Annotated in this window: 18 protein-coding genes; 6 read left to right on the forward strand and 12 right to left on the reverse strand. The window is 67.7% G+C overall.

Annotated elements, in window-relative coordinates; genetic code table 11:
* Positions 1-44: 44 nt before the first annotated feature.
* The 4 genes from ACZ9BC_RS15595 to ACZ9BC_RS15610 are packed head-to-tail and all read right to left on the reverse strand — an operon-like array spanning position 45 to position 5,467.
* Complete coding sequence (locus ACZ9BC_RS15595; RefSeq protein WP_476246730.1) at positions 45-779, reverse strand: thymidine kinase; 735 nt, start codon at positions 777-779, stop codon at positions 45-47.
* Complete coding sequence (locus tag ACZ9BC_RS15600; RefSeq protein ID WP_476246731.1) at positions 772-1,995, reverse strand: alkaline phosphatase family protein; 1,224 nt, start codon at positions 1,993-1,995, stop codon at positions 772-774. Before ACZ9BC_RS15600 ends, ACZ9BC_RS15595 begins: the two co-directional genes overlap by 8 nt.
* Position 1,996: 1 nt before the next feature.
* On the reverse strand, positions 1,997-2,740 hold the full coding sequence (locus ACZ9BC_RS15605) for a DUF5998 family protein (protein WP_079597118.1): 744 nt from the start codon (positions 2,738-2,740) through the stop codon (positions 1,997-1,999).
* Positions 2,741-2,782: 42 nt separating this feature from the next.
* Positions 2,783-5,467: a bifunctional acetate--CoA ligase family protein/GNAT family N-acetyltransferase gene (locus ACZ9BC_RS15610; protein ID WP_476246732.1), complete on the reverse strand. Its 2,685-nt coding sequence runs from the start codon at positions 5,465-5,467 to the stop codon at positions 2,783-2,785.
* A 76-nt stretch (positions 5,468-5,543) separates the two neighbouring features.
* On the opposite strand from ACZ9BC_RS15610, the gene ACZ9BC_RS15615 reads away from it, so the two are divergent.
* Together ACZ9BC_RS15615 and ACZ9BC_RS15620 are read left to right on the forward strand one after the other, a co-directional pair.
* Positions 5,544-8,051 carry a DNA gyrase/topoisomerase IV subunit A gene (locus ACZ9BC_RS15615; RefSeq protein ID WP_476246733.1) on the forward strand — a complete coding sequence of 836 codons (2,508 nt, stop codon included), beginning with the start codon at positions 5,544-5,546 and terminating at the stop codon, positions 8,049-8,051.
* 9 nt (positions 8,052-8,060) lie between these two features.
* Positions 8,061-8,579 carry a DinB family protein gene (locus tag ACZ9BC_RS15620; protein WP_115524620.1) on the forward strand — a complete coding sequence of 173 codons (519 nt, stop codon included), beginning with the start codon at positions 8,061-8,063 and terminating at the stop codon, positions 8,577-8,579.
* Here the strand turns inward: ACZ9BC_RS15620 and cydD are convergent.
* The 3 genes from cydD to ACZ9BC_RS15635 are packed head-to-tail and all read right to left on the reverse strand — an operon-like array spanning position 8,576 to position 14,768.
* Complete coding sequence (cydD, locus tag ACZ9BC_RS15625; RefSeq protein WP_476246734.1) at positions 8,576-12,079, reverse strand: thiol reductant ABC exporter subunit CydD; 3,504 nt, start codon at positions 12,077-12,079, stop codon at positions 8,576-8,578. The genes ACZ9BC_RS15620 and cydD overlap by 4 nt on opposite strands.
* Position 12,080: 1 nt before the next feature.
* The gene (gene cydB, locus ACZ9BC_RS15630; RefSeq protein ID WP_476246735.1) at positions 12,081-13,130 is read right to left on the reverse strand and encodes a cytochrome d ubiquinol oxidase subunit II; all 1,050 of its coding nucleotides are present in this window, start codon (positions 13,128-13,130) and stop codon (positions 12,081-12,083) included.
* Between the two features lie 33 nt (positions 13,131-13,163).
* Complete coding sequence (locus ACZ9BC_RS15635; RefSeq protein WP_079597124.1) at positions 13,164-14,768, reverse strand: cytochrome ubiquinol oxidase subunit I; 1,605 nt, start codon at positions 14,766-14,768, stop codon at positions 13,164-13,166.
* A 257-nt stretch (positions 14,769-15,025) separates the two neighbouring features.
* Between ACZ9BC_RS15635 and ACZ9BC_RS15640 the strand changes: the two genes are divergently transcribed.
* Complete coding sequence (locus ACZ9BC_RS15640) at positions 15,026-15,412, forward strand: BlaI/MecI/CopY family transcriptional regulator (RefSeq protein WP_079597125.1); 387 nt, start codon at positions 15,026-15,028, stop codon at positions 15,410-15,412.
* A 6-nt stretch (positions 15,413-15,418) separates the two neighbouring features.
* A complete protein-coding gene (locus ACZ9BC_RS15645) occupies positions 15,419-16,405 on the forward strand; it encodes a M56 family metallopeptidase (protein WP_079597126.1) in 987 nt (328 codons plus the stop codon).
* A gap of 26 nt (positions 16,406-16,431) precedes the next feature.
* Here the strand turns inward: ACZ9BC_RS15645 and ACZ9BC_RS15650 are convergent, their stop codons facing one another.
* A complete protein-coding gene (locus tag ACZ9BC_RS15650) occupies positions 16,432-18,540 on the reverse strand; it encodes a DNA gyrase/topoisomerase IV subunit B (RefSeq protein WP_476246736.1) in 2,109 nt (702 codons plus the stop codon).
* 257 nt (positions 18,541-18,797) lie between these two features.
* On the opposite strand from ACZ9BC_RS15650, the gene ACZ9BC_RS15655 reads away from it, so the two are divergent.
* Positions 18,798-19,019 (forward strand): DUF7455 domain-containing protein, encoded by a 222-nt coding sequence (locus ACZ9BC_RS15655; protein WP_013600696.1) that lies wholly within the window; start codon positions 18,798-18,800, stop codon positions 19,017-19,019.
* Between the two features lie 167 nt (positions 19,020-19,186).
* Here ACZ9BC_RS15655 and ACZ9BC_RS15660 read toward each other — a convergent pair whose 3' ends face one another.
* The 4 genes from ACZ9BC_RS15660 to ACZ9BC_RS15675 form a co-directional block, all read right to left on the reverse strand.
* Entirely contained in the window at positions 19,187-20,500 is a 1,314-nt protein-coding gene (locus tag ACZ9BC_RS15660) for an RNA polymerase sigma factor (RefSeq protein ID WP_079597129.1), read from the reverse strand.
* A 285-nt stretch (positions 20,501-20,785) separates the two neighbouring features.
* Positions 20,786-22,048 carry a DUF4192 domain-containing protein gene (locus ACZ9BC_RS15665; RefSeq protein WP_476246737.1) on the reverse strand — a complete coding sequence of 421 codons (1,263 nt, stop codon included), beginning with the start codon at positions 22,046-22,048 and terminating at the stop codon, positions 20,786-20,788.
* A gap of 77 nt (positions 22,049-22,125) precedes the next feature.
* Positions 22,126-23,481: an MFS transporter gene (locus ACZ9BC_RS15670; protein WP_476246738.1), complete on the reverse strand. Its 1,356-nt coding sequence runs from the start codon at positions 23,479-23,481 to the stop codon at positions 22,126-22,128.
* Between the two features lie 64 nt (positions 23,482-23,545).
* Positions 23,546-24,484, reverse strand: coding sequence for a proteasome assembly chaperone family protein (locus ACZ9BC_RS15675; protein ID WP_079597132.1), 939 nt, complete (start codon positions 24,482-24,484; stop codon positions 23,546-23,548).
* A 257-nt stretch (positions 24,485-24,741) separates the two neighbouring features.
* Between ACZ9BC_RS15675 and ACZ9BC_RS15680 the strand changes: the two genes are divergently transcribed.
* On the forward strand, positions 24,742-26,268 hold the full coding sequence (locus ACZ9BC_RS15680; protein ID WP_476246739.1) for a leucyl aminopeptidase: 1,527 nt from the start codon (positions 24,742-24,744) through the stop codon (positions 26,266-26,268).
* Positions 26,269-26,270: the final 2 nt, after the last annotated feature.

Consider the following 26,270-nt stretch of genomic DNA (forward strand, 5'->3'; position numbering starts at 1 on the left):
GTGGCAGCCGCATCAATTCGTTCCGGGCCGGTGAACGCTAAGAGCTATGGGGCGCCTTGTCCCGTGCCGGGTCCGCCCGCGCCGCGCCACAGGCAGGCGTCCACCTCGAAGGGCAGCAACTGGTCCTGTTCGGCCATGAGATTGGCACCATGGGCGGTGACGCGCCTCATGTAGTGGCGGCGGCACAGCGTCTCATAGCCCACTACCGGAGTACTGCCGGCACCGGCGGAAGCGGTCGCCTCCAGTGCCATGTCCACGTCGCCCACCACCACCTGCGCGCCCTCGGTGACCATCACGCCGTCGACCGTTCTGGCGTTGTGCGTGGCACGGCGCCCGCACCAGCACAGCGCCTCCACCTGCAGCACCTGCACCCGGTCCGCCAGCTCGATGAGCCGTTGCGAGCCCGGAAACAGCCGGGTGCGGAAATCGGCGGTGATGCCGAAGGCAAAAACGTCCACGTCAATCTCGTCAACGACTTTGGCAAGCTGTTCCACCTGCTCGGGCGAGTAGAACTGGGCTTCGTCACAGATAAGGTAGTCCACGCGCTGTCCCTGGGTGCGCCGCCGCATGACTTCCTCCCAGAAGTCAGTACCGTCGCCCACTTCCACGGCGTCCTTTTCCAGGCCCAGCCGGCTGGAGATCCGGGATTCACCGGCGCGGTCGTTCCGGCTGAACCGTACCCCGCCCCGTCCCCTCGCCCGGTGGTTGTAGTCCATCTGCAGCGCCAGCGTCGATTTGCCGCAGTCCATGGTGCCGGAGAAAAACACGAGTTCAGCCACGGCGGGCACCCTTGCCGCCGGCCTGGAAAAACAGCAGCGGAACCTCCCGCTCGGCTTTCGTCAGCGAGCCGTGCTGGCCCACCACCTCCATGGCGGTGGGGCGGCTGCGCCGGGTGTCGTACAGGGCAAGGCTGTCCCGCGCCGCGATCATGATGTCACCGATCCTGCCTTCGACGGCGGGACGGACGTCGCCGAACAGGCCGGCGGCCAGCGCTTCTTCCCTTGTGAAGGCCCAGACCCGTCCGCCGAACCGTGCGCGCCAGGCGGCGAGCAGGCGGTCCCGGTCGCCGCCCTCCTCCAGGTACAGGTGCACCATCCTGGGCTCGCCGGCAGTGTGCCGGACGCCGTCCACCAGGGCGGGGTCGGCCGAGAAGTCAATCCGGTGCTGCTCGGGCACGTCCAGCATGCCGTGGTCGGCAGTGAGAAGGATGCTGGTGCCGGCCGGAAGGGAGGCGTGAAGCCGCTTCATGGTGGCATCGAGCTCCTCAAGCTGGTGCTCCCATTGCTCCGACTGGCAGCCGTAGCGGTGTCCGGCCTTGTCCAGGTCGTTCAGGTAGAAATACATCAGCGACGGGCCGGAACCGGCCATGGCTTCGGCGGCGGCAGCCGTCCGGGCGTGGGCTGTGGTGGCAGGCAGGAACCGGCCGCCGCGGAGGGCGGCCCGGGTCATGGGCGAGTCGCCGAACTGGGGCAGGCTGATGGTGGTGACGTCCACCTGCCCGGCAGCGCGCTCAAGCACGGTGGGGAAAGGCTGCCACTGCTCCGGGTCAACGCCCGGATCCCAGTTCCCCAGCAGGTTGACCACCTTGTCCTGCTCCGGGTCGAGCACGTCGTAGCCCACCATGCCGTGCTGCCCGGGCGGCAGGCCCGTCCCAAAGCTTGCCAGCGCGGCTGCGGTGGTGGAAGGGAACGCCGAGTCGAGCCAGACCGGAATGTCACCCTGCCCGGCCTGGATGACCGACCGCAGGAACGGGGTGTGTGCGGTTTTCTGCTTCAGCAGGTTCCGTCCAAGGCCATCGGCCAGGACCACGCACACCCGTGAGGCGGCGGGCAGGCCCAGCGTGTTGGCGAAACCGTCAATACCGAGGCTTGCCGCCGCGCTGGTGAGCACGTCGGCGACAGACCGCCGGCCGTAGGCCGGTGCCGGTGGGAGGCCGGAAGCCTGGCCGGCCGGGGCGGAGGGGACGCTGGGGGCGGGGTGGCGTTCTTCCGGCATCTCAGCGCTGCTGGTGGCCGCGGCTCAGGCGCGTGCCGAACACACCGGCGCGGGGCCTTGGCGGCAGTGACTGCACGTGCGGAACCGGGCTGCTGGAGCCGGTGTTCACCGCGCGCAGCGCGCGGGCAAACAGCTTGGCGTCCTGGACCGCCTGCAGGCCGTCCGCCTCCGCGCTGATGCGCAGGACGATGTCCTCCTGGGCGATGGTGCCGGTGTAGCCGTGGTCCGCCTCGCATTGCGGGTCACCGCAGCTGGCGGGACCCATATCCAGCCGCTGGCCGCCGGACCAGGCGATGGACAGCGTCAGTTCGCGGACCGGATCGGAGGGCTTGTAGTCCTGCGGCTGCGCATACATATAGCTGAGCACCACGGAACGGATCTGGGAGACAGGCACGGATTCGGTGGAGATCTGCGCGACGATCTGTTCGCCGGCTTCGTCCAGCTGCTGGTCGTCAACGTGCGTGATCACCAGCATGTCCGCGGTCAGCACCAGCACCGTGATGTGCCGGCGGACTTCGGCGCGGTCAAAGTGGGTTTCCAGGTGCACCAGGTGGGCAACGCAGTCGCGGCCGTCCAGGGCGTCGTCCACGACATCTGCCACAAGGCGGGGGTAGAAACCTGCCTTCTGCAGCGCGCCATCCAGGCTCTGGCCCTGGGAACTGTGGCTGTGTGAGCTGTGGTGACGGACTGCCTGGTTGTCATTGCCGGGCGTTTCGGGCGCCGACGCGGGAGGCTGTGAGCTCATTACCCTATTTTCACAGATGGTCCGGTCACTTTGCTAACCGCCTCAGCCCAGCATGGCCCGCCGGGCGCTGTCCGTCCGCTGGGCGGCGTTACCGATCCGGACGTCCGCGGCCAGGATGGTGGCACCTGCCGTTCCGCACAGCACCGGGTTGAATTCCACCAGGGCGATCTCCGGGTGGTTGTCCTTCATCCAGGCCAGCCTGCCGGCAAGATCCTCGAGGGCCTGCACATCAACGGCCGGCAGTCCCTGGTAGGCGAACAGTTTCCGGGCAGCCCGCGGCGCCCGGATAAAGTCGTGCACATCCGCGGCGGACAACGGCGGCACCCGGTGGGACCAGTCATCCAGCAGGCTGGTGGCGTCCCCGGCCAGCCCGAACGAAATCACCGGACCCAGCAGCGGGTCCTCGATGGCCCGGAAGGTGCAGGCCTGGCCCACGGGCGCCATGGACTGCACCTCCAGCGACGGGTTACCGTAGGCAGCGAGCGCCCGGCGCATCTGCAGGACGTTTTGACGCAAGGACTCCGGGTCCTGGATATCCAGGCGGACGCCGCCCAGGTCCAGCCGGTGCCGGAGGGCGGGATCGGTGGTTTTCAGCGCCACCGGCCAGCCGAGGGATTCGGCCGCCTCAACGGCCTGGTCCGGCGTGTCGAAGCCCACCGACGGGAGGACCGTGATGCCGTAGTGGCCCAGCAGGGACGCGGCCGCGGCCGGGTCAAGCTGCTTGAGCTGTTCCCCCCTGACGTCCCGGAGCTGGATCCCGAGTTCGGCCTGGGCCCGCCGCGGGTCGCAGCCGTCGGGCTCCACGAAATGTCCCTGGTCGCGGGATGCCCACTCCGAATACCTGACCACGGCCGCGAGCGCTGCCACGGCGGCGCCGGGGTTGGAGAAGCAGGGGACGGTCTGCTCCAGGCTTCCCACCATGCCTTCGACGTAGACCGAGGAGTCCAGGATTCCGGTGAACGCCGCCACCACCGGCTTTCCGGCCACCGCGGAGCATTCGGCGAGGACCTCGGCGATGCTGTCCACGGTGAGGCCGCGGGCCGGGAGCAGTGCGGCGACGGCCGAGTGCACGGTGTCCGATTCCAGGGTCTTGAGGACTGCGCTGCGCAGGGCCGGCAGGGCGACCGAGCGGCCGGCGTCGAGGTCCACTCCCGTCACCAGCTCTGTGACACTGAGCCCGTGGTCGGCGGCGCTGTCGGCCACCACCTTGCCCAGCGCCTGGGAGTTGCTGAAGATCGCCAGGCCGGGCCCGGCTGGAAGCGGCTGGCCTGAAACAACCTGCGCCACGTCCACCAGCTGCTCAACGGTCTCCACCCTGATCACGCCGGACTGGCGCAGCATGGCGTCCAGCGCCCCGGCCGGAGCCTGGGTGGTGCGGACTGCATGGCCAGGGGGCAGGCGCAGGCCCATCGTGTCGGACTTGGCCACGATCACCGGCTTGGTGCGTGCCAGCCGGCGGGCCAGGCGGGAAAACTTGCGGGGGTTGCCGATCGATTCCAGGTACAGGCCCACGGCGGCGGTGTCGGCGTCGTCCTCCCAGTACTGCATCATGTCGTTGCCCGAGACGTCCGCCCGGTTTCCCGCCGAGAGGAACGTGGACAGGCCCAGCCGACGCCGGCTGGAAGCGGCGTACAGGGAGACGCCGATCGCTGCGGACTGGCTGAACAGGCCCAGGCCTCCGCGCAGGGGCAGGGTGGGTGCCATTGAGGCGTTGAGCGAGACGTCAGGGTGCGTGTTCACGATGCCCAGCGAGGCAGGGCCGATGACGCGCATGCCGTTCGCCCTGGCCTGCCGCACCAGGTCCCGTTGGCGCAGGAGGCCGCGTTCGCCGTCGTCCGCGAAGCCTGCCGAGGCCACCACCAGGCCCTTCACGCCCGCCGCCGCGCACTCCGCCACCACGCGCGGAACTTCCTCGTAGGGAACGGCGATCACGGCCAGCTGCACAGGGTCCGGCACTTCGGACAGGCTGCCATAGGACATCATGCCGGCCAGTTCCAGCGCCTCGGGGTTGATCGCGTAGACCGGACCGGGGAACCCGCCTTCGATGATGTGTTCGAGGAGTTGGTAGCCGACCGTCCCCCACTTGCGGCTGGCCCCGATGACGGCAACGGACGACGGCGTCAGCAGGTCGCGGACGCTCCTCGCCTCCGCGCGGTGCTCGCGGGATTCCATCACGGCCCGGGATTTCTCCGTGGGGTCGATGTTGAACTCGAGGCTGACGACGCCATCATCGAAGTGGCGCTTCACGTCATAGCCGGCATCGGAAAACACCATCAGCATCTTGCGGTTCTCCGGCAGCACCTCGGCGCTGAACCGGCGGATCCCGTTTTCATGCGCCGCAGCGGCCAGGTGTTCGAGCAGGATGGACCCGAGGCCCCGCCCCTGGTGGGCGTCGGCGATGTTGAACGCAACCTCCGCCTCGGCGGGGTCATCCAGCCGGTCATAACGGCCGATCCCGATGATCTCGTCCCGGCTGGTGATGACGAAGGCCACCCGGTCCTTGTAGTCCACCTCCGTGAAGCGTTTGAGCTCCTTGCTGGACAGCCGTGCCTTGAAGGCGAAGAACCGCATGTAGATTGAATCCTGCGACTGGCCCATGTGGAAGGCCTGGACAGCATCGGCGTCCGAGGGATGGATGGGGCGCAAATGCGCGGTCCCGCCGTCACGCAAGACGACATCGGCTTCCCAATGTTCCGGATATTCGCCGTCCCCGGGCTGATCCACCATAGGCTTAGCCTAGCCAAAAACTTCCGCAGCACCCCCGAACGCTGCACAGTAACCCCCAGAAGGATTTACCCGCCCCATGGCCCGCCGCCAAAGCTCAGCCCCTCCCGTGGACAACACCCCCTACACGGAGAACATCGTGGATATCGATGTCACCTCCGAAATGGAGGGCTCCTTCCTGGAGTACGCCTATTCCGTGATTTACTCGCGGGCGCTTCCGGATGCCCGCGACGGGCTGAAGCCGGTGCAGCGCCGCATCCTGTACATGATGAGCGACATGGGCCTGCGCCCGGACCGCGGCCACGTCAAAAGCGCGCGCGTGGTGGGCGAAGTCATGGGCAAGCTGCACCCGCACGGCGACACCGCCATCTACGACGCCATGGTGCGCATGGCGCAGGACTTCTCGCTGCGCCTGCCGCTGATCGACGGCCACGGCAACTTCGGCTCGCTCGACGACGGCCCCGCGGCTCCCCGGTACACGGAGGCCAGGCTGGCCGCCGCCGCCCTCACGCTCACCGACCACCTCGACGAAGACGTGGTGGACTTCGTCCCCAACTACGACAACCAGCTGACCCAGCCGGATGTCCTGCCCGCCGCGTTCCCCAACCTCCTGGTCAACGGCGCCACCGGCATCGCCGTCGGCATGGCCACCAACATGGCCCCGCACAACCTGGTGGAGGTGATCTCGGCCGCCCGGCACCTGATCGCCAACCCCGACGCAACGCTGGATGACATCATGCGCTTCGTGCCGGGCCCGGACCTGCCCAGCGGCGGGCGGATCGTGGGCCTGGACGGGATCCGTGACGCGTACGCCACCGGCCGGGGCTCCTTCAAGACCCGGGCCAAGGTGGAGGTGGAGCAGCTGACCGCCCGCCGCACCGGCCTGGTGGTCACCGAGCTGCCGTACATGGTGGGCCCGGAAAAGGTGATCGAAAAGATCAAGGACGCCGTCAACGCCAAGAAACTGACCGGCATCAGCGACATCGTTGACCTGACGGACCGCAAGCACGGCCTGCGCCTGGTGATTGAGCTCAAGAACGGCTTCAACCCCAACGCCGTGCTCCAGCAGCTGTACCGCTACTCGCCGATGGAGGACTCCTTCGGCATCAACAACGTCACGCTGGTGGACGGCCAGCCCCAGACGCTGGGCCTGGTGCAGCTCCTGACCGTCTACGTGAACCACAGGATCGACGTGGTGCGCCGCCGCACCGTCTTCCGGCTGGGCAAGAAGAAGGACCGCCTACACCTGGTGGAGGGCCTCCTCATTGCCATCGTGGACATCGACGAGGTCATCCAGATCATCCGGTCCTCGGACGAGGCCGCCGCTGCCCGTGCCCGCCTGATGTCCATCTACGACCTCACGGAGATCCAGGCCAACTACATCCTGGAGCTCCGGCTGCGGCAGCTCACCAAGTACTCCCGCATCGAGCTGGAGAAGGAACAGGACGAGCTGCGCCGCGAGATCGCGGAACTGGAAGCCATCCTGGGTTCGGAGGAACGGCTCCGCACCCTGGTCTCGGACGAGCTCGGCGAGATTGCAGAGCAGCACGGCACCCCGCGCCGGACAGTGCTCCTGGAATCCGAAGCGGTCTCCCCCACCGTTGCTTCAGACATGGCCGCAGTGACGGGCAAGAAGGGCAAAGCCGTACCGCTGGCCCTGGAAATCGCGGATGACCCCTGCTGGGCGATCCTGACGGCGTCCGGCCAGGTGGCCCGCACCAGCAACCAGGAGCCGCTGGCCGAAGCCGGCCCGCGCAGCAAGCACGACGTGTTCACCTCCGTGGTGAAGACGTCGGCGCGCGGGGAGATCGCCGCGGTCACCTCCCAGGGCCGCATGCTCCGCCTCCAGGTCATGGACATGCCGGTCCTCCCGCCGATGTCGGGGCTGCCCAACCTCGCCGGCGGAGTCCCGGCCCGGGACTTCATCACCCTGCTGAAGGGCGAGACGCTGGTGGCCTTCGCGCCGCTGGATGAGGTGCTGGCCATCGGCACCGCCCAGGGAGTGGTGAAGCGCGTCCAGCCGGACTATCCGCTGAACCGCGAAGACTGGGAAGTCATCGCCCTGAAGGACAAGGACTACGTCGTGGGCGTTGCGCCGGCAGGAGCGGATGACGCGGAGCTGGCGTTCCTCACCAGCCAGGCGCAGCTGCTCAAGTTCGGGGCGGCCGCCGTGCGGCCGCAGGGACGCACCGCGGGCGGCATGGCCGGCATCAAACTCGCCGCCGACGACCGCGTGCTGTTCTTCGGTGCCGTCCAGCCCAAGGACGAGGCCGCCGTCGTGGTCACCATAGCCGGCACCACCAGCGCCCTTCCCGGCACCGCCCCGGGCACGGCAAAAGTGACCGCCTTCTCCGAGTACCCCGCCAAGGGCCGTGCCACCGCAGGGGTCCGCGCACACCGGTTCCTGCGCGGCGAGGACACGCTGCTGCTGGCCTGGGCGGGGCATGGCCCGGCCAAGGCATCCTCGGCCGCCGGTGTTGCGCGGTCCCTGCCGCAGGAGCATGGCCGGCGTGACGGGTCGGGCGTCCCGCTGTCCCAGCCGGTGGAAGCGGTGGGTCCCGCCATGGCCTGGCCGGATCCCGCTTAGACTGCTTCCATGCCTATCGTTCCTGATGAGAAGGACTGGACCTGGGTCCTGACCCGTCCCTGCCCGGAATGCTCGTTCGACGCCTCCACTGTCACCCCGTCCACCGTCCCGGGGAGCATCGAGAACATGCTCCCCCGGTGGCGGGCTGTGCTCCGCCGGCCGGATGTGGCTGAACGCCCGGACGACCAGACCTGGTCAGCGCTGGAGTATGCCTGCCATGTCCGGGATGTCTTCAGCCTCTTTGACCAGCGGCTCAACCTCATGCTGGATTCAGACGACGCCCGGTTCGAGAACTGGGACCAGGACCAGACGGCCATCGACAAGGACTACGGCAGCGCCGACCCCGCGGTTGTCAGCGCCGAGCTCACGGCCGAGGGGAAGCAGGTGGCGGAGTCCTTCGCCGGCGTCCGCGAGGCGGAGTGGGAACGCACGGGGCTGCGCAGCAACGGCTCCAGGTTCACCGTCCTGACGCTCGCCCAGTACTTCCTGCACGACGTCGTCCACCACCTCCACGACGTGGACGGCTAAGCCTCCCGCACATTTGTCCCGGGGCGGGAGGACACCAGGCCTTCCCCGGCCAGGTCATCCTTCAGTGCCGCGCCGGTCAAAACCAGCCGGGCATCCTCCGGATGGATGTCCGCAGGGTTGTGCGTCACCAGCACCACGGCGCGGTGGCGCAGCCCCTTGCGCAGGTCGGCCAGCATGGCCCGGGCAGATTCCGCGTCCAGGTGCGCTGTCGGCTCGTCCAGCAGGATGACCTCCGCCCCCGTCATCAGCGTGCGGGCAACGGCCAGGCGCTGGCGCTCCCCACCGCTGAGGAAGGCTCCGCCTGGGCCGATCCGGGTGCCCAGGCCGTCGGGCAGCCGCTCCATCAGGCCGGTGAGCCCCACGGCAGCGATGACGGCCTCCATGTCCGCATCGCCGCGGGTTCCGTCATTGGGGCCGTCGCCGCTTCCGGCGGGGCGGCCCAACAGCAGGTTGCCGCGGATGGTCGAGTCGAAAAGGTGCGCCTCCTGGGGACACCAGGCTGCCCGCCCGGTGACCCGCACCTGTCCGGCTGCGACGGGCAGGAAGCCCAGCAGGACCGAGAGCAGCGTCGATTTGCCGGAACCGGACGGCCCCGTGACGGCCAGCCAGCGCCCCGGCTCCGCCACGGCGTCCAGGCCGGTGAACACGGGCGCGCCGCCGGGCCAGGCAGCCGCAAGATTTTCCAGTTCGACGCCGGGCCGGTTGCCGCTGCGGGCGGGTACCGGCTGCAGACCGTCAGCGTTGTCTCTGGCGGCGCCTGCTGCGTCCAGGGCGCCGGACTCCCCCACCCGCCGCAGGACTGTCCGCAGCGCGGGATACTGGCGCACCGCCGTCGTCATGGCTGCGTAGGGTTCCACGAGCGCGAGAAGCAGCAGGACCACCACTGCTGCGGTGGCCGGGGCAATCCGGCTGTCCAGCACTGCCGGGGCTGCCAGCCAGGCGGCGGCGAGCGCCGCGGCGCCGCAGCAGGCGGTGGTGATGGCGTGGCCCAGCCCGTCTGCCCAGGCAGAGCGCTGGGAGGCCCGGGTGGCGCTTCGGTCCCTGGCCTGCAGCCTGCCAAGGACCAGGGGCGCCACGCCGTTGGCATGGAGTTCGGCGCGCGCGTCAAGCGCTGCCGAGACCTGGCGCAGGACGCCAGAACGCAGCACCTGCTCCGCGGTAGCGGATTTCCGGTCGCCCCAGAGCGCAACGGCCGGTGCCAGCACCAGGCTTGCGATGCCGGCGCCGACGGCGGCGGGCAGCGCGGGCGGCACCAGCTGCCACGTGGTGACCACGGCGAGCACCGACACGGCCACGGCGGTGACGGGCGGCAGGACCACGCGGGGCAGGAGGTCGCGGACGGTGTCGACGTCGTCAATCACCGTTCCCAGCACGTTGCCGCCCTGGAGCAGGCGCCGGAGCGCAAGGGCGCGGCGGCTCAGCGACTCCCAGAGCCGGCCGCGGAGCCGGGTAAGGGCGGCGAAGACGGCGTCATGGAGCAGGAGCCGTTCCCAATACCGGAGCACGGCGCGGCCGATGCCAAAAAACCGGACCCCCACAATGGCTGTCAGGAGGTACAGGATGGGCGGCTGTTCGCTGGCGCGGATGATGAGCCAGCCGGAAAGGCCGGACAGGGCGACGGCGAAGACCGCGGCCAGGGTACCAACGATGGCGGCGGCGGCGAACTTGCCCTGCACGGGTGCAAGGAGTGCTGCCAGGAGCCGGACCGGGCGGTCAGTCCGGGCTGGTGAAGCCCCGCCGGCGGCCGCGACCGTGGCTGGAACAGCAGCGGTGGTCCCGGGGACAGCGCCGCCAGCTTGCGCTGCTGCGGCGGGAGCGGCAGGGACCGGCAGGACGGCGGCGTGCACAGGCCTGTCCGTGCCTGGGTCGCGGCCGGCGCCCGTGTCAGCGGGCGAAACCGGCACCAGGTGGTCGGCGAGGTTGCGGGTGCGTTCGCTGTGCGCCACCAGGATCACCGTGACCTGGCCGCGCAGCCTGCGGATGGCGTCTTCCACCAGCATCGCCGAAACATCGTCCAGGTGCGCGGTGGGCTCATCAAGGAGCAGGACGGTTGCCCCGGCTTCGATCCTGGCGAGCCCCCGGGCGAGGGCCACCCGCCGCAGCTCGCCGGGGCTCAGCTCGGCCGGGTGTTTGTCGGCCAGGTGCCCGGCGGCGGCCTTCCCAAGGCAGGACCGGGCAGCGGCCTCCGTGCGGGCACGGTCGCGGGCGTTGCGGGCATTCGCCGAGAGGTAGAGCACCACCTCGTCGAGGACCGTTTCCGCCACCATCACCGGGTGCTGCGGCACCCAGGCAACTGCGCCGCGGTCCAGGCCCTTGACGCAGCCGGTGATGGTGGTTCCGCCACCGTCCCCGATGGTGCCGGCCAGGACGCCCAGGACGGTGCTCTTTCCCGCTCCGCTGGGTCCGTCAAGGGCGGTGATCCTGCTTTGCGGCGCGTCGAAGCTGAGGGGGCCGACGGCGGCCCGGGACCTTCCGCTGTAGGTGACCGTGAGTGCGGCGACAGTGATGGGGGCGCCGGGCCGGCCGGCGGGGACGGCAGCGAGCGGCTGCGGTTCGGGCGCGCCGGTCACCGCCGTCACCTCGGCAAGGGCCACCCGGCCGTCGTCGCTGGCGTGGTGGGCGGTGCCGAGCTCGCGCAGGGGCAGGTAGCAGTCCGGGGCGAGGATGAGCGCCAGGAGCCCGGCTTCGAGCGGCATGTCGCCGTGCACCAGCCGCACGCCGATGAACACTGCCACCACGGCGACGGAGATGGTGGCGATCAGCTCCAGTGCCAGCGCGGACATAAATGCCGTGCGGAGGGTGCCCATGGTGCGGGACCGGTATTCCTCGGAAATCTCTTCCAGTGCCTTGCGCTGGGCGGTTGCCCGGCCCAAACCCACCAGGACTGGCAGGCCCTTCGCGAGTTCCAGCATGTGCGCGGACAGCCGGGCCAGCGAGGCCTGTGCCTCGCGCACCTTGTCCTCGGTGTACCGGCCGATCAGTACCATGAACAGCGGCACCAGCGGCACGGTCAGGACGATCACCACGGCGCTGACCCAGTCGGCGAAAAGGATCCGTGCGCCCAGAAGCAGCGGGATGGTGGCGCAGTTCACCAGGGCGGGCAGGAACTGGGTGTAGTAGCTGTCCAGGGCGTCCAGGCCCCGGGTGGCCAGCACCGCCAGGCCGCCGTCGGCCGGGCCGGTTCCCCTGGCGCCGTTGCGCAGTGCGCGTTCCAGGAGCCCCGAGCGCAGCTCCTCCTTGATGCCCAGGGCAGCCCGGCGGGCGGCGACGGCCTGCCCCCAGACGGCGAGCGACCGGAGGACGACGCCGGCCAGCCCCGGCGCTATCTGTCCGGCCAGAATGCCTTCGGTCAAGTCAGGCTCCCCGCTGGCCAGCCCCGCCAAAACGGAGGCCACGGCCTGGCCGATGAGGACCAGCGACAGCGCCTTGAGCGCCGCCATCAGGCCGAGCCAGTACAGGGCGGAACGGGTTGCCGGACCGGAGGGGAACGTTGGCCGCACGTCAGCCCTTTGTGGTGAACGCCTTGGCGGCGACTGCGGGCAGGAAGCTGTGGGCTTCCGGTATGGAGGCGGCGCTCACCCTGCGGCGGAACACCCAGTAGGTCCAGGCCTGGTACGCGATCACCAGGGGCAGGCCGAACGCGGCGACGATGCTCATAAGGCCCAGAGTGTAGTCCGAGGAGGAAGCGTTTGAAATGGTGAGGTCAAAGGCTCCGTCCAGGGTGGACGGCAGCACCACGGGGTAGACCGCTCCGAAGATGGACACCGTGCCGAGCACCAGGAAGGCGCCCAGCGCCAGGAACGCTTTGCCTTCGGCGCCGGTGCGGGCCTGTGCCCAGGCAACCGCTGCCGCGGCAACGGCGAGCACCACCGCGGCCCAGGTCCAGAGCTTGCCCTCCATGAACTGGATGCTGAGCGCCCAGGCGGCGATGGGCAGCAGCAGGAGCGGCAGCAGCCGGACGAACCATTGGCGGGCGCGATGCCGGATGTCGCCGTCGGTCTTTAGTGCCAGGAAGGCCAGGGCGTGGACGAGCGAGAAGCCAACGACGGCGAGCCCGCCCAGCACTGCGTAGCCGCTGAACCAGGCCAGGGGCCCGCCCTCGCGGTCCCCGTTGGCATTCAGGGGCAGGCCGGTGGTGGTGAGGGCAAGGGCAGCGCCAATGCCAAAGGCCGCGAAGAATGATCCCAGGGCGATGGCCCAGTCCCAGCGGGCGCGCCAGCGGTCGGTGTCCACCTTGCCGCGGTATTCGAAGGCCACGGCACGGAAAATCAGGGCGACCAGGACCACCAGCAGGGGCAGGTAGAGCGCAGAGAACAAGGAGGCGTACCAGAGCGGGAAGGCAGCGAACGTGGCGCCGCCGGCCGTGAGGAGCCAGACTTCATTGCCGTCCCAGACGGGACCGATGGTGTTCAGCAGCACGCGGCGTTCGGTGTTGTTGCGGGCAAACGTCTTCATCAGCATTCCGACACCCAGGTCGAAGCCCTCAAGGAAGAGGTACCCGGTCCACAGCACCGCAATGGCGATGAACCAGATGGTTGGCAGCAGTTCCATTCTTCGTTTCCTCTTGCTCTTCCGGTGCGCGGATCAGTAGGCGAAGGCGAGGACGTCGTCGGCGGGCTTTCCGCCGCCCTGTCCTCCCGGTCCGGGGGTGGCGTCCTCGTTTTCGTCCGCGGGGACGTGGGCGAGTTCGGGCATCGCCGAGACCACACCGCCGCGGATGTACTTCACCAGCAGCTTCACCTCCACCACCAGCAGGACGGCGTACACGGCGGTCAGGGTGATGAGCGATGCCAGCAGTTCCCCGGCCGAGACCCCCGGGGAGACGGCGGCTGCGGTGAACATGAACACTTGGTCGATGCCGTTGGGGTCCGGGTTGGGTGCCACCACGAACGGCTGGCGGCCCATCTCGGTGAAGATCCAGCCGGCGGCGTTGGCACCGAACGGGGCCATGATGCCCAGCACGGCCAGGCGCATGAGCCACGGCGACCGGGGAACGGTGCCGCTCCGGGTAAGCCACAGTGCCACGAGGGCAGCAAGGGCGGCGAGCCCACCGAAACCGATCATCATGCGGAAGCCCCAGTAGGTGACCTCCATGACGGGCAGGTAGTCGATTTCCTGGCCGGCGCGTTCGCCGTAGATGGGGTTGTCCGGCAGGTTGGTCCCGTACTTTTCCTGGTACTCGGGCAGCAGGGTGTTGACGCCCTTGACCTCGGTGGTGAAATCGCCCTTGGCCAGGTAGGAGAGGATGCCGGGGACTTCAATCAGGGCCACGATGTCATCGCAGTTCTGCGATCCCAGGTTGCCGATGCTGAGGACGGAGAAGCCGGTGCCGTCATGGCAGGCTGCTTCCGCCGCTGCCATCTTCATGGGCTGCTGCTCGAACATCAGCTTGCCCTGGAGGTCGCCGGTGAGGGCGGTGCCGGCGAAGGAGATCATGGCCACCACCGCGCCGATCCGCAGGGACCGGATCCAGACGGTGTGGTCTGCCTTGTCACGGCCGGGAATGGTTGCGGACTCGCCAGGGATCACCTTGCCGTCGGCACCCAGGGTGTCCACGCCGTCGCGGCGCCTGCGCCAGAGGTGGTACCAGGCGATGCCGAGCAGGAAGCCGCCTGCCACGGCCAGCGCACCGAACAGGGTGTGCGGCACGGCAACAAGCGCGGTGTTGTTGGTGAAGACCGCCCAGGCGTCCGTCATGACCGGCCTCCCGTCGACCATCTCGACGCCCACGGGGTGCTGCATCCAGCTGTTGGCCACGATGATGAAGTAGGCAGAGAAGACCGAGCCGATGACCGCCACCCACAGGCAGGCGAGGTGGATGCCGGGCTTGAGCTGCTTCCAGCCGAAGATCCACAGGCCCAGGAAGGTGGACTCCACGAAGAACGCCAGGAGGGCTTCAAGGGCCAGCGGAGCGCCGAAGACGTCACCGACGAAGCGGCTGTATTCGCTCCAGGCCATGCCGAACTGGAATTCCTGGACGATGCCGGTGGCCACGCCCATGATGAAGTTGATGAGGAACAACTTTCCCCAAAACTTGGTCATGCGGAGGTACTCGGGCTTGCCCGTGCGGTGCCAGGCGGTCTGGATGAGGGCCACCACCAGGCCAAGGCCTATGGTCAGCGGCACCATCATGAAGTGGTAGACGGTGGTGATACCGAATTGCCAGCGTGCGATTTCCAAGGCGTCCAAGGCAGTCCCTACTGTTAGCCAACGCAGTTTTCTACGTTTCGTAGAACTTCAACTTCTACAAAGTGTAGAACAACTGCCGCGACGGTGTAAACCGGCCTTTCCCTGGCAGTACGCCGGCAGGGGGCGCGGCGCGCCCCATGTTCTACCCAACGTAGAAAGTACGGCGGATTCGGGGTAAATTTGATTCCGTAGTCGAAATCGCGTGAAGTCACCGACGCCGCCAGGCGCACGGTGCGGGGAAACAAAGGAAAAGTGCAATGGCTAGTCTCGGTGAACTGGAACGGGCAGTGATGGACCTGCTCTGGGCGGGCCAGGAAGCGGCCACCGCGAACACCTTGCGGGACCGGCTCGCGCAGACGTCAGCAGGACAGGGCGGAGCAGCCGGCCACGAAGGCAAGGAGCTCGCCGTCACCACCGTCCTCACGGTGCTGTCCCGGCTGGAAAAGAAGGGGCTTGTGGAGCGCGAACGCGGTATGCGGCCGCACCGCTACCAGGCCGTGTCCAGCCGCGAGGAGCACACGGCTGAGCTCATGCATGAAGTCCTGGGGTCCGCGCCGGACCGTGAAGCCGTCCTGGCGCGCTTCATTGGATCGGTCTCCGAAGGTGAAGCCGAAACGCTGCGCAAACTGCTTGGCCACCTCTAGCAAACCATGTTCTGGGCCTCATACCTGCTGGCGGTCCTGGCGATAATACTGGCGTGGCCAGTGCCCATCCTGCTCTCGCGCGCCCAGTGGCCCGCGCGCTCGCCGTTTACCGCCATGCTCCTGTGGCAGGCCATCGCCCTCGCCGGCGGGCTGTCCATGATCGGCGCCATGCTGGTGTACGGCCTGGAACCCATCGGGGACAACCTGATCGCCGGGCTACGCGCGCTGGCGGGCATGGTGCTGTTCAATGCCCCCACTACGGCCCTGGGGTTCTGGCATATTTTCGCGTTGTCCGCAGCAGCGCTGCTCACCGCGCACCTTGTCTTCACCCTCCTGCTGACCTATTACAAGATTGAACGCCAGCGGCGGCGCCACCGCGAGCTGCTGGCCCTGCTGGCATCGCCGTCAGGGCAGGACGCTGCAACCCTTGTGATCAGCCACGACTCCCCCGTCGCCTACTGCCTGCCCGGCGGAGCCCGCTCGGTGACGGTCTTATCGGACGGCCTGATGGCGGCCCTTGAACCGGCGGAACTGCGCGCCGTCCTGATCCACGAGAACGCCCACCTCAGCCAGCGGCACCACCTGCTCCTGTGGGCCTTCGCGGCGTGGCGGCAGGCGCTGCCGTGGCTTCCCACCACCCGGCTGGCCCAGGAATCCGTCAACTCGCTGATCGAAATGCTGGCGGACGACGTCGCGCTCAAGACCGAGAGCAAAGCCACCCTCATCAAGGCGATCGCCATTGTGGCCAGCGGGTCAGCCCCGGCCGCCGGCAGCCCGGAGCTCCAACCGGCCACTTCCGGCCTCGCCCTGTCCGGGCTTGAGGCCGGGATGGGCGGCTCCGACTCGGCCCGCACCACGGCTTCCCGCGTCAGCCGCCTGCTGTCGCCGCAGCCGCAGCTCCCGGGCGCCGTGCGCAACCTGGTCCTGGCCGGCTGCATCCTTTTGCTGGCGCTGCCCACGGCCCTGCTGGTGGTTCCCGGCCTGCTGGGCTGAACCTCCCGCCGTCGTACTTCCTGCCCTTAGGCGTCGATGCGCTCCCGGTCGAGGCTGGCGGCGCCGGCGATAATGAAGTCCTTGCGCGGCGACACGTCCGAGCCCATCAGCAGGTCGAAAATCTCCTCTGCCTGCTTGGCGTTTTCGATGCCCACCTTGCGGAGCGTGCGGTGCCGCGGGTCCATGGTGGTCTCGGCCAGCTGTTCGGCGTCCATCTCCCCCAGGCCCTTATAGCGCTGAATGGGCTCCTTGTACCGCTTGCCCTCCTTGGCCAGCCGTGCCAGCAGCACGTGCAGCTCGGCTTCGGAGTAGGTGTAGATCATCTCGTTGGCCTTCTGGCCTGCGTTGATCACTTCCACGCGGTGCAGCGGAGGCACCGCGGCAAAAACCCGGCCTTCGTCGATCATCGGCCGCATGTACCGGAAGAAGAGGGTCAGCAGGAGCGTGCGGATGTGCGCGCCGTCCACGTCGGCGTCGGTCATCAGGATGACTTTGCCGTAGCGGGCAGCGCTGATGTCGAAGCTGCGGCCCGAGCCGGCGCCCACCACCTGGATGAGTGCAGCACACTCCGCGTTGGACAGCATGTCCCCCACCGAGGCTTTCTGGACGTTCAAAATCTTGCCGCGGATGGGCAGCAGCGCCTGGAAGTCGGAGGACCTGGCGAGTTTGGCGGTTCCCAGCGCCGAGTCGCCTTCCACGATGAAGAGTTCGGAACGGTCGACGTCGTCCGTGCGGCAGTCAGCCAGCTTGGTGGGCATCGACGACGTTTCCAGCGCGTTCTTGCGCCGCTGCGTTTCCTTGTGCACGCGGGCCGAAATGCGCGACTTCATCTCGTTGACGATCTTTTCGAGCAGCAGTGCGGACTGTGCTTTGTCGTTCTTGTTGGAGGAGGTGAGCTTTGCCGAAATTTCGCGCTCCACCACACGGGCCACAATTGCCCGCACAGCGGAGGTGCCCAGGATTTCCTTGGTCTGGCCCTCGAACTGGGGCTCCGCGAGGCGGACGGTCAGGACCGCCGTCAGGCCGGCGAAGATGTCGTCCTTTTCAATTTTGTCGTTGCCGGCCTTGAGCTTGCGGGCGTTGGTTTCCACGGCTTTGCGGAAGGTCTTCACCAGGGCCTGCTCGAAACCCGACTGGTGCGTCCCGCCCTTGGGCGTGGAGATGATGTTGACGAAACTGCGGACCGTGCTCTCATAGCCGATGCCCCAGCGCAGTGCCACGTCCACCTCGCAGTCACGTTCCACTTCGGCCAGCTGGCTGTGGCCGCGCTCGTCCAGCACGGGCACGGTCTCCTTGAACTTCCCTGAGCCGTGCAGCCGCCACACATCGGTGACCGCGGGGTCGGCGGCCAGGAAGTCGACGAACTCCGAGATGCCGCCATCGTGGTGGAACACTTCTTCGTGCGGCCCGGCCTCGCCGGGCGTGCCGGCGATCCTCCGCTCGTCCCGGACGGTGAGCTTGAGGCCGGGGACCAGGAAGGAGGTCTGCCGGGCGCGGGCTGCGAGTTCTTCATAGGAGAACTTCGCGTCCGGGGTGAAGATTTGGCGGTCGGCCCAATAGCGGATGCGGGTACCGGTAACGCCGCGCTTGGCCTTTCCCACAACGTCGAGGACGGAGTCGTCCACGAATGGGGTGAAGGGTGCAGCAGGATCAATCCGGGAGCCGGTGTCCTGGAAGCGCCCGGGCTCGCCGCGGCGGAAGGACATCTTGTAGGTCTTCCCCCCGCGGTCCACCTCCACGTCAAGGCGCGCGGACAGGGCGTTGACCACCGAAGCGCCGACGCCGTGCAGGCCGCCGGAGGCGGTGTAGGAGCCACCGCCGAACTTGCCGCCCGCGTGAAGCTTGGTGAAGACCACCTCAACGCCGGTGAGACCGGTCTTCGGTTCCTTGTCGATCGGGATGCCGCGGCCGTCGTCGTGGATTTCCACGGAGTTGTCCGCGTGAAGGATGATCTTGATGTCGTGGCCGAACCCGGCCAGTGCTTCGTCCACTGAGTTGTCGATGATTTCCCAGAGGCAGTGCATGAGGCCTCGGGAATCGGTGGAACCGATGTACATGCCCGGGCGCTTGCGGACGGCTTCAAGGCCCTCCAGCACAGACAGGTGCCGGGCAGTGTAATCAGAACTTGGTGCCACTGGTGTTGAACTCCTTCAGGGACGGATGAAACACACGCCGAAAGCGCTCCCTCTAGGGTAGTCGGCCCCGGCGCGGACGCCCGCCTGCCACACCTGGCGGCCAGTGTGGACCCCGCCACTCATGCATTCCGGCGGCTCTCCGGGAAAAACTTGACCCAACCTTGTGGATACGCGCACAGCGAACTTGCCCCATCCTTGCGATGGTTTTGTTACGAATACTGGTTATATAGATGTACTGATCTACTAAGGAGGCCGACATGACAACAGCAGTGGCAGACCGCACACTCAATGCACTCGACCGGTGCGATCGTTGCGGAGCTCAGGCATATGTGCGGGTTGTACTCGAGTCCTCCGGCGGTGAGCTGCTGTTCTGCGGCCACCATGCGCGTGCAGTCGAGGCGACGCTCAAGCCGTTGAGCTCCGACTGGCACGATGAGACGGGCAAGCTTCACGAAAAGGCTGCCGTCGAAATCGACTAGGTGCACCAGGACCAACACAAGGATGGGGTTCCTCCACTCGGAGGGATCCCATCCTTCGTTTAACCCCTGCCCGTTAAGCCGGTGCCCTTAACGCAGCAACGCGGGGTCATGTACGGCCCATCATCCGGGGATGACAGGGGAATGACCCCGCGTTGTTTGGACCTGACTTAGTCCAGGTAGTCCCGCAGCACCTGCGACCGCGAGGGGTGGCGGAGCTTGGACATGGTCTTCGATTCGATCTGGCGGATGCGCTCACGCGTGACGCCGTAGACCTTGCCGATTTCGTCTAAAGTCTTCGGCTGGCCGTCGGTCAGGCCGAAGCGCATGGCCACGACGCCGGCCTCGCGTTCGGACAGCGTGTCCAGGACCGAGTGCAGCTGCTCCTGGAGCAGCGTGAAGCTCACGGCGTCCGCCGGAACCACGGCCTCGGAGTCCTCGATCAGGTCGCCGAACTCGGAGTCGCCGTCCTCGCCCAGCGGCGTGTGGAGCGAGATGGGTTCGCGGCCGTACTTCTGGACCTCAACAACCTTCTCGGGGGTCATGTCCAGTTCCAGCGCCAGCTCTTCGGGCGTGGGTTCACGGCCGAGGTCCTGGAGCATCTGGCGCTGGACACGGGCCAGCTTGTTGATGACTTCAACCATGTGCACCGGGATACGGATGGTGCGCGCCTGGTCGGCCATGGCACGGGTGATTGCCTGGCGGATCCACCAGGTGGCGTAGGTGGAGAACTTGAAGCCCTTGGTGTAGTCGAACTTCTCCACAGCGCGGATCAGGCCCAGGTTGCCTTCCTGGATGAGGTCCAGGAACAGCATGCCGCGGCCGGTGTAGCGCTTTGCCAGCGAGACCACCAGGCGGAGGTTGGCCTCCAGCAGGTGGTTCTTGGCGCGCTTTCCGTCATGGATGATGAATTCAAGCTCGCGCTTGTACTTCGGGTCCATGGAGCCGTCGTCAGCGGCGATCTTCTCTTCGGCAAACAGGCCGGCTTCGATCCGGAGCGCAAGGTCCACTTCCTGCTCGGCGTTGAGCAGTGCGACCTTTCCGATCTGCTTCAGGTAGTCCTTGACGGGGTCGGCCGTGGCGCCGGCGGACATGACCTGCTGCACCGGGGCGTCATCATCGTCGGCGTCGGAGTAGACAAAGCCCTTGCCGCTGCCGGCGACAGCCTTGGCGGGATCAGCCTCGGCGTCGTCAACCACGTCAGGTCCTTCGAGGATGATGTCGTCGAGGTCCTCCTCGACGTCGTCTGCTTCGTCGGCGTCAACGTCACCGGAGGCCTTGTTGGCGGCCTCGGCAGCTGCCTTGGCACCAGGCTTGGGGCCGCGCTTCTTCGGCCCGGGCTTGCCGTCAGCCGCACCGTCACCGGCGGAAGCCTTGTTGGCTGCCCGCGTAGCTGCCCGCTTGGCGTTGGTCGCAGCCTGCTTCTCGTCTGCGGACAAGTCGTCCTGGGCGGCGGGGTCCTTCTTCGTGGAAGACGGGGTCACAGAAAACCTTTCTAGCGGTGGTCTGTGGAATCGCCATACGGGCAACACCACTATGACCCTGTCAAGTCCGTGGTGGAAACCAAGCGCCACCACGGCCGGCAGAGTCTGTTAAGACAACTGCCGGAGCGGCCGTATTGTTCCCCGAAGGGCTCAACCACAAGCACTCGATACACGGACCCAACCGGGTCTCGGCATCCATTGTCTCATGTTTTCGCCGAATCGGACCTCCCGCCCTTCAGGCACGGTTAAGGACACGCCCTGCCCGCAGCCGGGTGCAACAGAGGCCTACCTCCCACCGCCGGGGTCCGTCCCGGCGGAAGCATTGTCCGGGCCGAATTTCTGCCAGGCAGCGTCCTTCCGTGCTGCCCACCCGCAGATTGCTCCGCGCCCCACCAACTCCAGCAGCAGTTCGGCGAGCCGGTAACCCGGTTCGGTTTCCAGTGCTTCCGCCAAGTACGCGGCAGCGTAGGATCCCCGCCCACGGCACCACGCGATCCAGCCGCGGATTGTCAGTGACGCCGCCGCGGCCGGCCCGCCCAGCACAACGAGCTGTTCGAGGATCCGGTCCAGTGCCTCAAGGCGGGCCCAGTCCGGCACCGCGGGTACGACGCCCATCAGCACGTCGGCATATCCGGCGCCGGTGCAGCCGGAGGCACTCCACTCCGCCGGAATGCCGCGGGTTAATTGGGGATCCGGGTCCGGCCACTGCACGGGAGGGGACACCGGGTCTGGCTGGGCTGCGTCATCGAGGATGCCGAACTGGTCCGCACCGGCCTCGGCAGCAGCTTTCCCCGCAACGGTCATGACAAGGATGGCGTCCCGCCACGCCGGAAACATCAGGGACGCACGCAAAAACCCGTCGCGCTCCGCCTCAGGGAGCCACGGCGCCCCGTCCCGCCGGGCCAGCAGGGCATCCCAGACGTCAAGGACGGCACGGAACTGTGCCCTGCTTCTGCGGCGGAGATCCAGCTCCGGGGCCCACGCCGCCTGCGCCTCCAGGACGGCGGCCTGGTGCAGGCTGGGAACAGGGCGGACGGCGGACGGTCGCCGCTCCGGCGCCGGGCCGATGCTGCTGCCCCGGTAGACCATCTCGGCATTCAGCGCGCTGTCCCGGATGTCCTGCACCGGCCGGCCCGGCAGCGGGCAGCACGAAACATCCATGCACCAGGCCTCCCGCCAGTAGTCATTCCCGACGTACCACGCTTCCCGGACGGGCATTCCGGCCCGTTCGAGAACGGAGTCCAGGCCAGCGAGCAAACTGTCGTACCGGGACGGTGACAACGCGCCGCCGTTGCTGGTGAAGACCGCCAGCAACGTGCCGTCGGCGTCTTTGTCCGCCTCAAGGTAGCGCCGGACGGCCCGCAGGTACTTGGCAGGTGAGGCCAGGACCTCCGGACCCGGCAGGTCCAGCCGCAGCGTGGCCCCGAGCCTCTTGCCGTGCAGAGTCATGGCAACAAGGCTGGCGTCCGGCCAGTAGCCCAGCGAGTGGGGAATGAACCCGAGGATGTCTTCCGGCCGTGAAATTTTGAGTTGCTCTGGAGCTGTCATGGCTCCAGCATTCGCCCTCCCGGCCGTACCGGTCCGCACAAATTTTGGCTATGTGAAGATCCGGCCGGGGTGGAGGACTAGTCGCTTTCGCGGTCCGTCGGCGACGTCTGCCGCCGGCGGGCGAGGTTTTCGCGGCGCTGCCGGGCAAGTGCGGCGCGGAGGGGCGGCACCACAACCCCCTGCGCGGCCATCTGGCGCCGTACCTTCCGCCGGCACACCACCAGGGCTGCGGCACCGGAACCGAGCAGCAGGAATTGTACGCTCAGGGCGATGCGGAACGGGTCCAGCCCGTAGAGGTTCCCGTTGGAGAATCCGCTGGCGTACAGCACGTCCAGCACCAGCCCGATGAGGAAGATCGCAATGAGGGCAGCGATGAATCCGCCCACGTTCACAATGCCGGTGGCCGTACCGATGCGGTGCGCCGGGTTGAAAGTCCGGGCGAAATCAAAGCCGATCATGGAACCCGGCCCGCCGATGGCAAGCGCTACCACCAGTCCCGCCAGCAGCCACAGCGGTGCCCGTCCGGGGGTCAATATGACAGCAGCCCAGGCCGCGGCCGTGACGCCGGCGATCAGCAGCACCATGGTGGAGCGACGCAGCGGATGCCGCGAGACAAACCGCCCGATGAAGGGCCCCACGGCCATGCCGGCCGCCACATACAGCCCCATCAGGGCCGCTACCGTCCCGGCGTCCAGGCCCTGGCCGGAGATCAGGAAAGGATAGCCCCAGGTCATGGCAAAAACGGTGCCGCTGAACTGGATGGTGAAGTGGCTCCACATTCCCAGCCGCGTACCCGGCTGGCGCCAGGCCCGGGACAGGGAGACTCCGGTGGCTTTCAGTCCCTGGTGGGACTGCGGACGCTCGGTGCCCGGCGGGACGTCCTTGAGGAGGAGCACCACAAGCACGGCGGCCACTGCCGACATCCCCGCCAGCATCAGGAACGCCGGAGTCCAGCCGGCGGCATGGAGGACGAACGCAAAGGGGATGACGCTCACCAGTTGGCCCAGCTGGCCGGTCATGCCTGTCAGCTGGGTGACCAGGGGCACCCGGGCAGGCGCGAACCACAATGGAATCAGGCGGATCACCGAGATGAACGTCATGGCGTCCCCCGCACCCACCAGGACCCGGCCCAGGATGCCGCCGGGAATGCTGTCCGCGAACGCGAGCTGAAGCTGGCCCAGCCCCATCAGGATGGCGCCGCCGGCGATCATGGCACGTGAGCCGAACCGGTCCACCAGGAGCCCCACGGGAATCTGGAGCCCGGCGTAGACCAGGAGCTGCAGGACCGTAAAGAACGAGATGGCCGACGCGCTGGCGTTGAACCGCTCCGTGGCCTCAAGACCCACCACGCCAAACGACGTGCGCTGCGACACGGCCACCAGGTACCCGAAGATTCCGATGGTCCAGATCAGCCAGGCGCGGGGTGCAGTCACGTCTTCATTATGCCCGCATGCCTGCCGCGGGCCCCTGCACCTGCGCGCCGCCTCCGGCAAAGGCTTACTGCGTGGGGTTCTCCCGCGCCAGGTAGGCCTCCACGGCGGCACCCAGGACATCGCCGTCGGGGAGCTCGTCATTCTCGTCGGCAAGGAGCGAACGCCTGACGATGCCGTCGGCCTTTTCGTCGTAACGGGTCTCCAGCCGGGACACCACCTGCTGGACATCCTCGGAAGCGTCGATCTGTTCGGCGATCTGGCGGCTGACTTCCCGCCCCGCTTCGCGGAGCCGGTCCGTGGGCAGCATGAGCGAGGTTGCAGCGCCCAGGTACTCCAGGCCGGCGACGGCGGCAGTCGGGTATTCCGCTTCCGCAAGGTAGTGCGGGACGTGGATGACGTAGCCTGCAACGTTCCGTCCGGCCTCCACCAGGCGGAGTTCCAGGATGTGGCCAACAGCGGCGGGGACCTCGACAGTCGGCTTCCACACCGAAATTCCTTCGATCAGTTCCGGCCTGTTGCCGTGCACCGTGACGCCCACGGGCCGGGTGTGCGGCACCGGCATGGGAATGGAATGGATCCAGGTGACCAGGTTGACGTCGAGCTTCTCCACGATGCCCACCACGGCGCGGGCGAACCGCTCCCACTGGAGGTCCGGCTCGAAGCCTGCCAGCAGCAGGAAGGGGTTGCCCAGGCCGTCAACCAGCCGGTACAGCGCCAGCCGGGGCTCCTGGTAATCCTGCAGATGGTCCTCGACAAAGGTGAGGTGCGGCCGCCGTGACCGGTAATCGATCAGCTGGTCGGCGTCGAACACGGCCACAGGCTGGGCGTCGAGCGTGTCCAGCAGCTCGGCATTGATCTGCTTCACTACCTGCCCGGCGTCGGCGAATCCGGTGAAGCCCATCACCAGATTCAGCCCGCGGAGATCGGGGCTGTGGAACAGCTCAATGTTGCTCGCATAGAGCGCATCAGGGTCCAGCAGGGAGCCGGAGATCCGTTCAAGCACGGCATGTTCCTTTCATGGGTGCGGGTGGACATCAATTACAACGCAGGCAGGCAGCCCGGCATTCCGCCGTCCGGTGTGGCGCACATCTCAGAAGATTCTGCCGCCGGGGCGCCAAAGGACTACGATCGGAACTGGCCTGCCGGACGGGCCTGTACATCTTCGGATGCGTCCCGAACGGCTGCATCCGGCATCAATGGCAGAGCGCCGAACATGCATCCCTGCCCGTACCATCTTTCGAGAATTGAGGACTCATCCCTGTGGTCAAGAATACTGAAATCAACCTTAGTACCCTCTCCCGCGACCTTAAGAAGAGCCCCAGCGACGCAGTGGTCATCGGCGTGGGGCAGGGAACCGACGGGCCGGTCCTGCTGGACAACCCGCTGACGGCCAGGTCCGCCGAAGCCCTCACCGACTCCCTTAAAGCACTGGGCGTGACGGGCGCAGCAGACCAGCTGGTGCGCCTGCCCGGCCTCCCCGAAACCGGCGCGGGCATTCTGGTCCTTGCCGGAGTGGGCAAGGTGGCCGCCGGCGCTCCGCTGGCTGCTGAAGCGCTCCGCCGGACAGCAGGTTCCGCCGTCCGCCAGCTGGCTGGCCTCCCCACCGTCACCCTGGCATTCCCGACGGCGTCCGTCGCCGATGTTGCCGCGGTCGCCGAAGGTGCCGCCCTGGGCGCCTATTCGTTCACCGAGTTCCGGTCGTCCAGGGACGGGCTGAAGGACCCGGTCCGCAACGCCGTGATCTTCACCGATGTGGCCGAACAGCAGCAGCTCGCCGCAGCCTTGAAGCGGGCCGGCCTGATTGGCAAGGCGGTCAACGCCACCCGGACCCTGGTCAACCAGCCGCCCAGCCACCTCTACCCTGAAACGTTTGCCGAGGCGGCGAAGGAACTTGCGAAGGGCCTGCCCGTCAAGGTGACGGTCTGGGACGAGAAGCGGCTGGAGAAGGAGGGCTTCGGCGGCATCATGGGCGTGGGCAAGGGCTCCGCCCGGCAGCCCCGCCTGGTCAAGGTGGAGTACTCCCCCGCCAGGGCGACGTCCAAAATTGCACTGGTCGGCAAGGGAATCACGTTCGATACCGGCGGAATCTCCATCAAGCCGGCCCTCGGCATGGGCGACATGAAGAGTGACATGGCGGGCGCCGCCGTCGTCCTTAACACTGTCCTTGCACTGGCCGGCCTGGGCCTGCCGGTCAAGGCGACCGCCTGGCTCTGCATCGCGGAAAACATGCCCTCCGGCGCGGCCTCCCGGCCCGCCGACGTCCTCACCATGTTCGGCGGCAAGACCGTTGAGGTCCTGAACACTGACGCAGAGGGCCGCCTGGTGATGGCCGACGGCATTGTCGCGGCAAGCCGCGAGTACCCGGACGCCATCATCGACGTCGCCACGCTCACCGGCGCGCAGCTGATCGCCCTGGGCAACCGGACCGCCGGCGTCATGGGATCCGACACCGTGACGGCCGCCCTCAAGGCCGCGGCTGACCGTGCAGGCGAACTCGTCTGGCCAATGCCGCTCCCGGAGGAACTGCGCCCCAGCCTGGACTCCCAGGTGGCGGACCTGGCCAACATCGGGGAACGCCACGGCGGCATGATGACCGCCGCAGTGTTCCTGCGGGAGTTCGTCGGCAAGGACAAGGACGGCGGCCAGATCCCCTGGGCGCACATCGACATCGCCGGGCCGTCCTTTAATAATGGAAGCCCTTACGGCTACACGCACAAGCAGGGAACCGGCTGCACCGTCCGCACCCTGGTGGCGTACGTGGAGGACATCCTGGCTGCTGCCGCCTGACA

Source organism: Pseudarthrobacter sp. TE3704 (assembly GCF_056279405.1).

Coding starts and splice junctions, on each gene's coding strand:
- ACZ9BC_RS15655 (WP_013600696.1), top strand. CDS start 18,798: ATGACAACAGCAGTGGCAGACCGCACACTCAATGCACTCGACCGGTGC.
- ACZ9BC_RS15615 (WP_476246733.1), top strand. CDS start 5,544: ATGGCCCGCCGCCAAAGCTCAGCCCCTCCCGTGGACAACACCCCCTAC.
- ACZ9BC_RS15665 (WP_476246737.1), bottom strand. CDS start 22,048: ATGACAGCTCCAGAGCAACTCAAAATTTCACGGCCGGAAGACATCCTC.
- ACZ9BC_RS15605 (WP_079597118.1), bottom strand. CDS start 2,740: ATGAGCTCACAGCCTCCCGCGTCGGCGCCCGAAACGCCCGGCAATGAC.
- cydB (WP_476246735.1), bottom strand. CDS start 13,130: ATGGAACTGCTGCCAACCATCTGGTTCATCGCCATTGCGGTGCTGTGG.
- ACZ9BC_RS15645 (WP_079597126.1), top strand. CDS start 15,419: ATGTTCTGGGCCTCATACCTGCTGGCGGTCCTGGCGATAATACTGGCG.
- ACZ9BC_RS15610 (WP_476246732.1), bottom strand. CDS start 5,467: ATGGTGGATCAGCCCGGGGACGGCGAATATCCGGAACATTGGGAAGCC.
- ACZ9BC_RS15600 (WP_476246731.1), bottom strand. CDS start 1,995: ATGCCGGAAGAACGCCACCCCGCCCCCAGCGTCCCCTCCGCCCCGGCC.
- ACZ9BC_RS15640 (WP_079597125.1), top strand. CDS start 15,026: ATGGCTAGTCTCGGTGAACTGGAACGGGCAGTGATGGACCTGCTCTGG.
- ACZ9BC_RS15620 (WP_115524620.1), top strand. CDS start 8,061: ATGCCTATCGTTCCTGATGAGAAGGACTGGACCTGGGTCCTGACCCGT.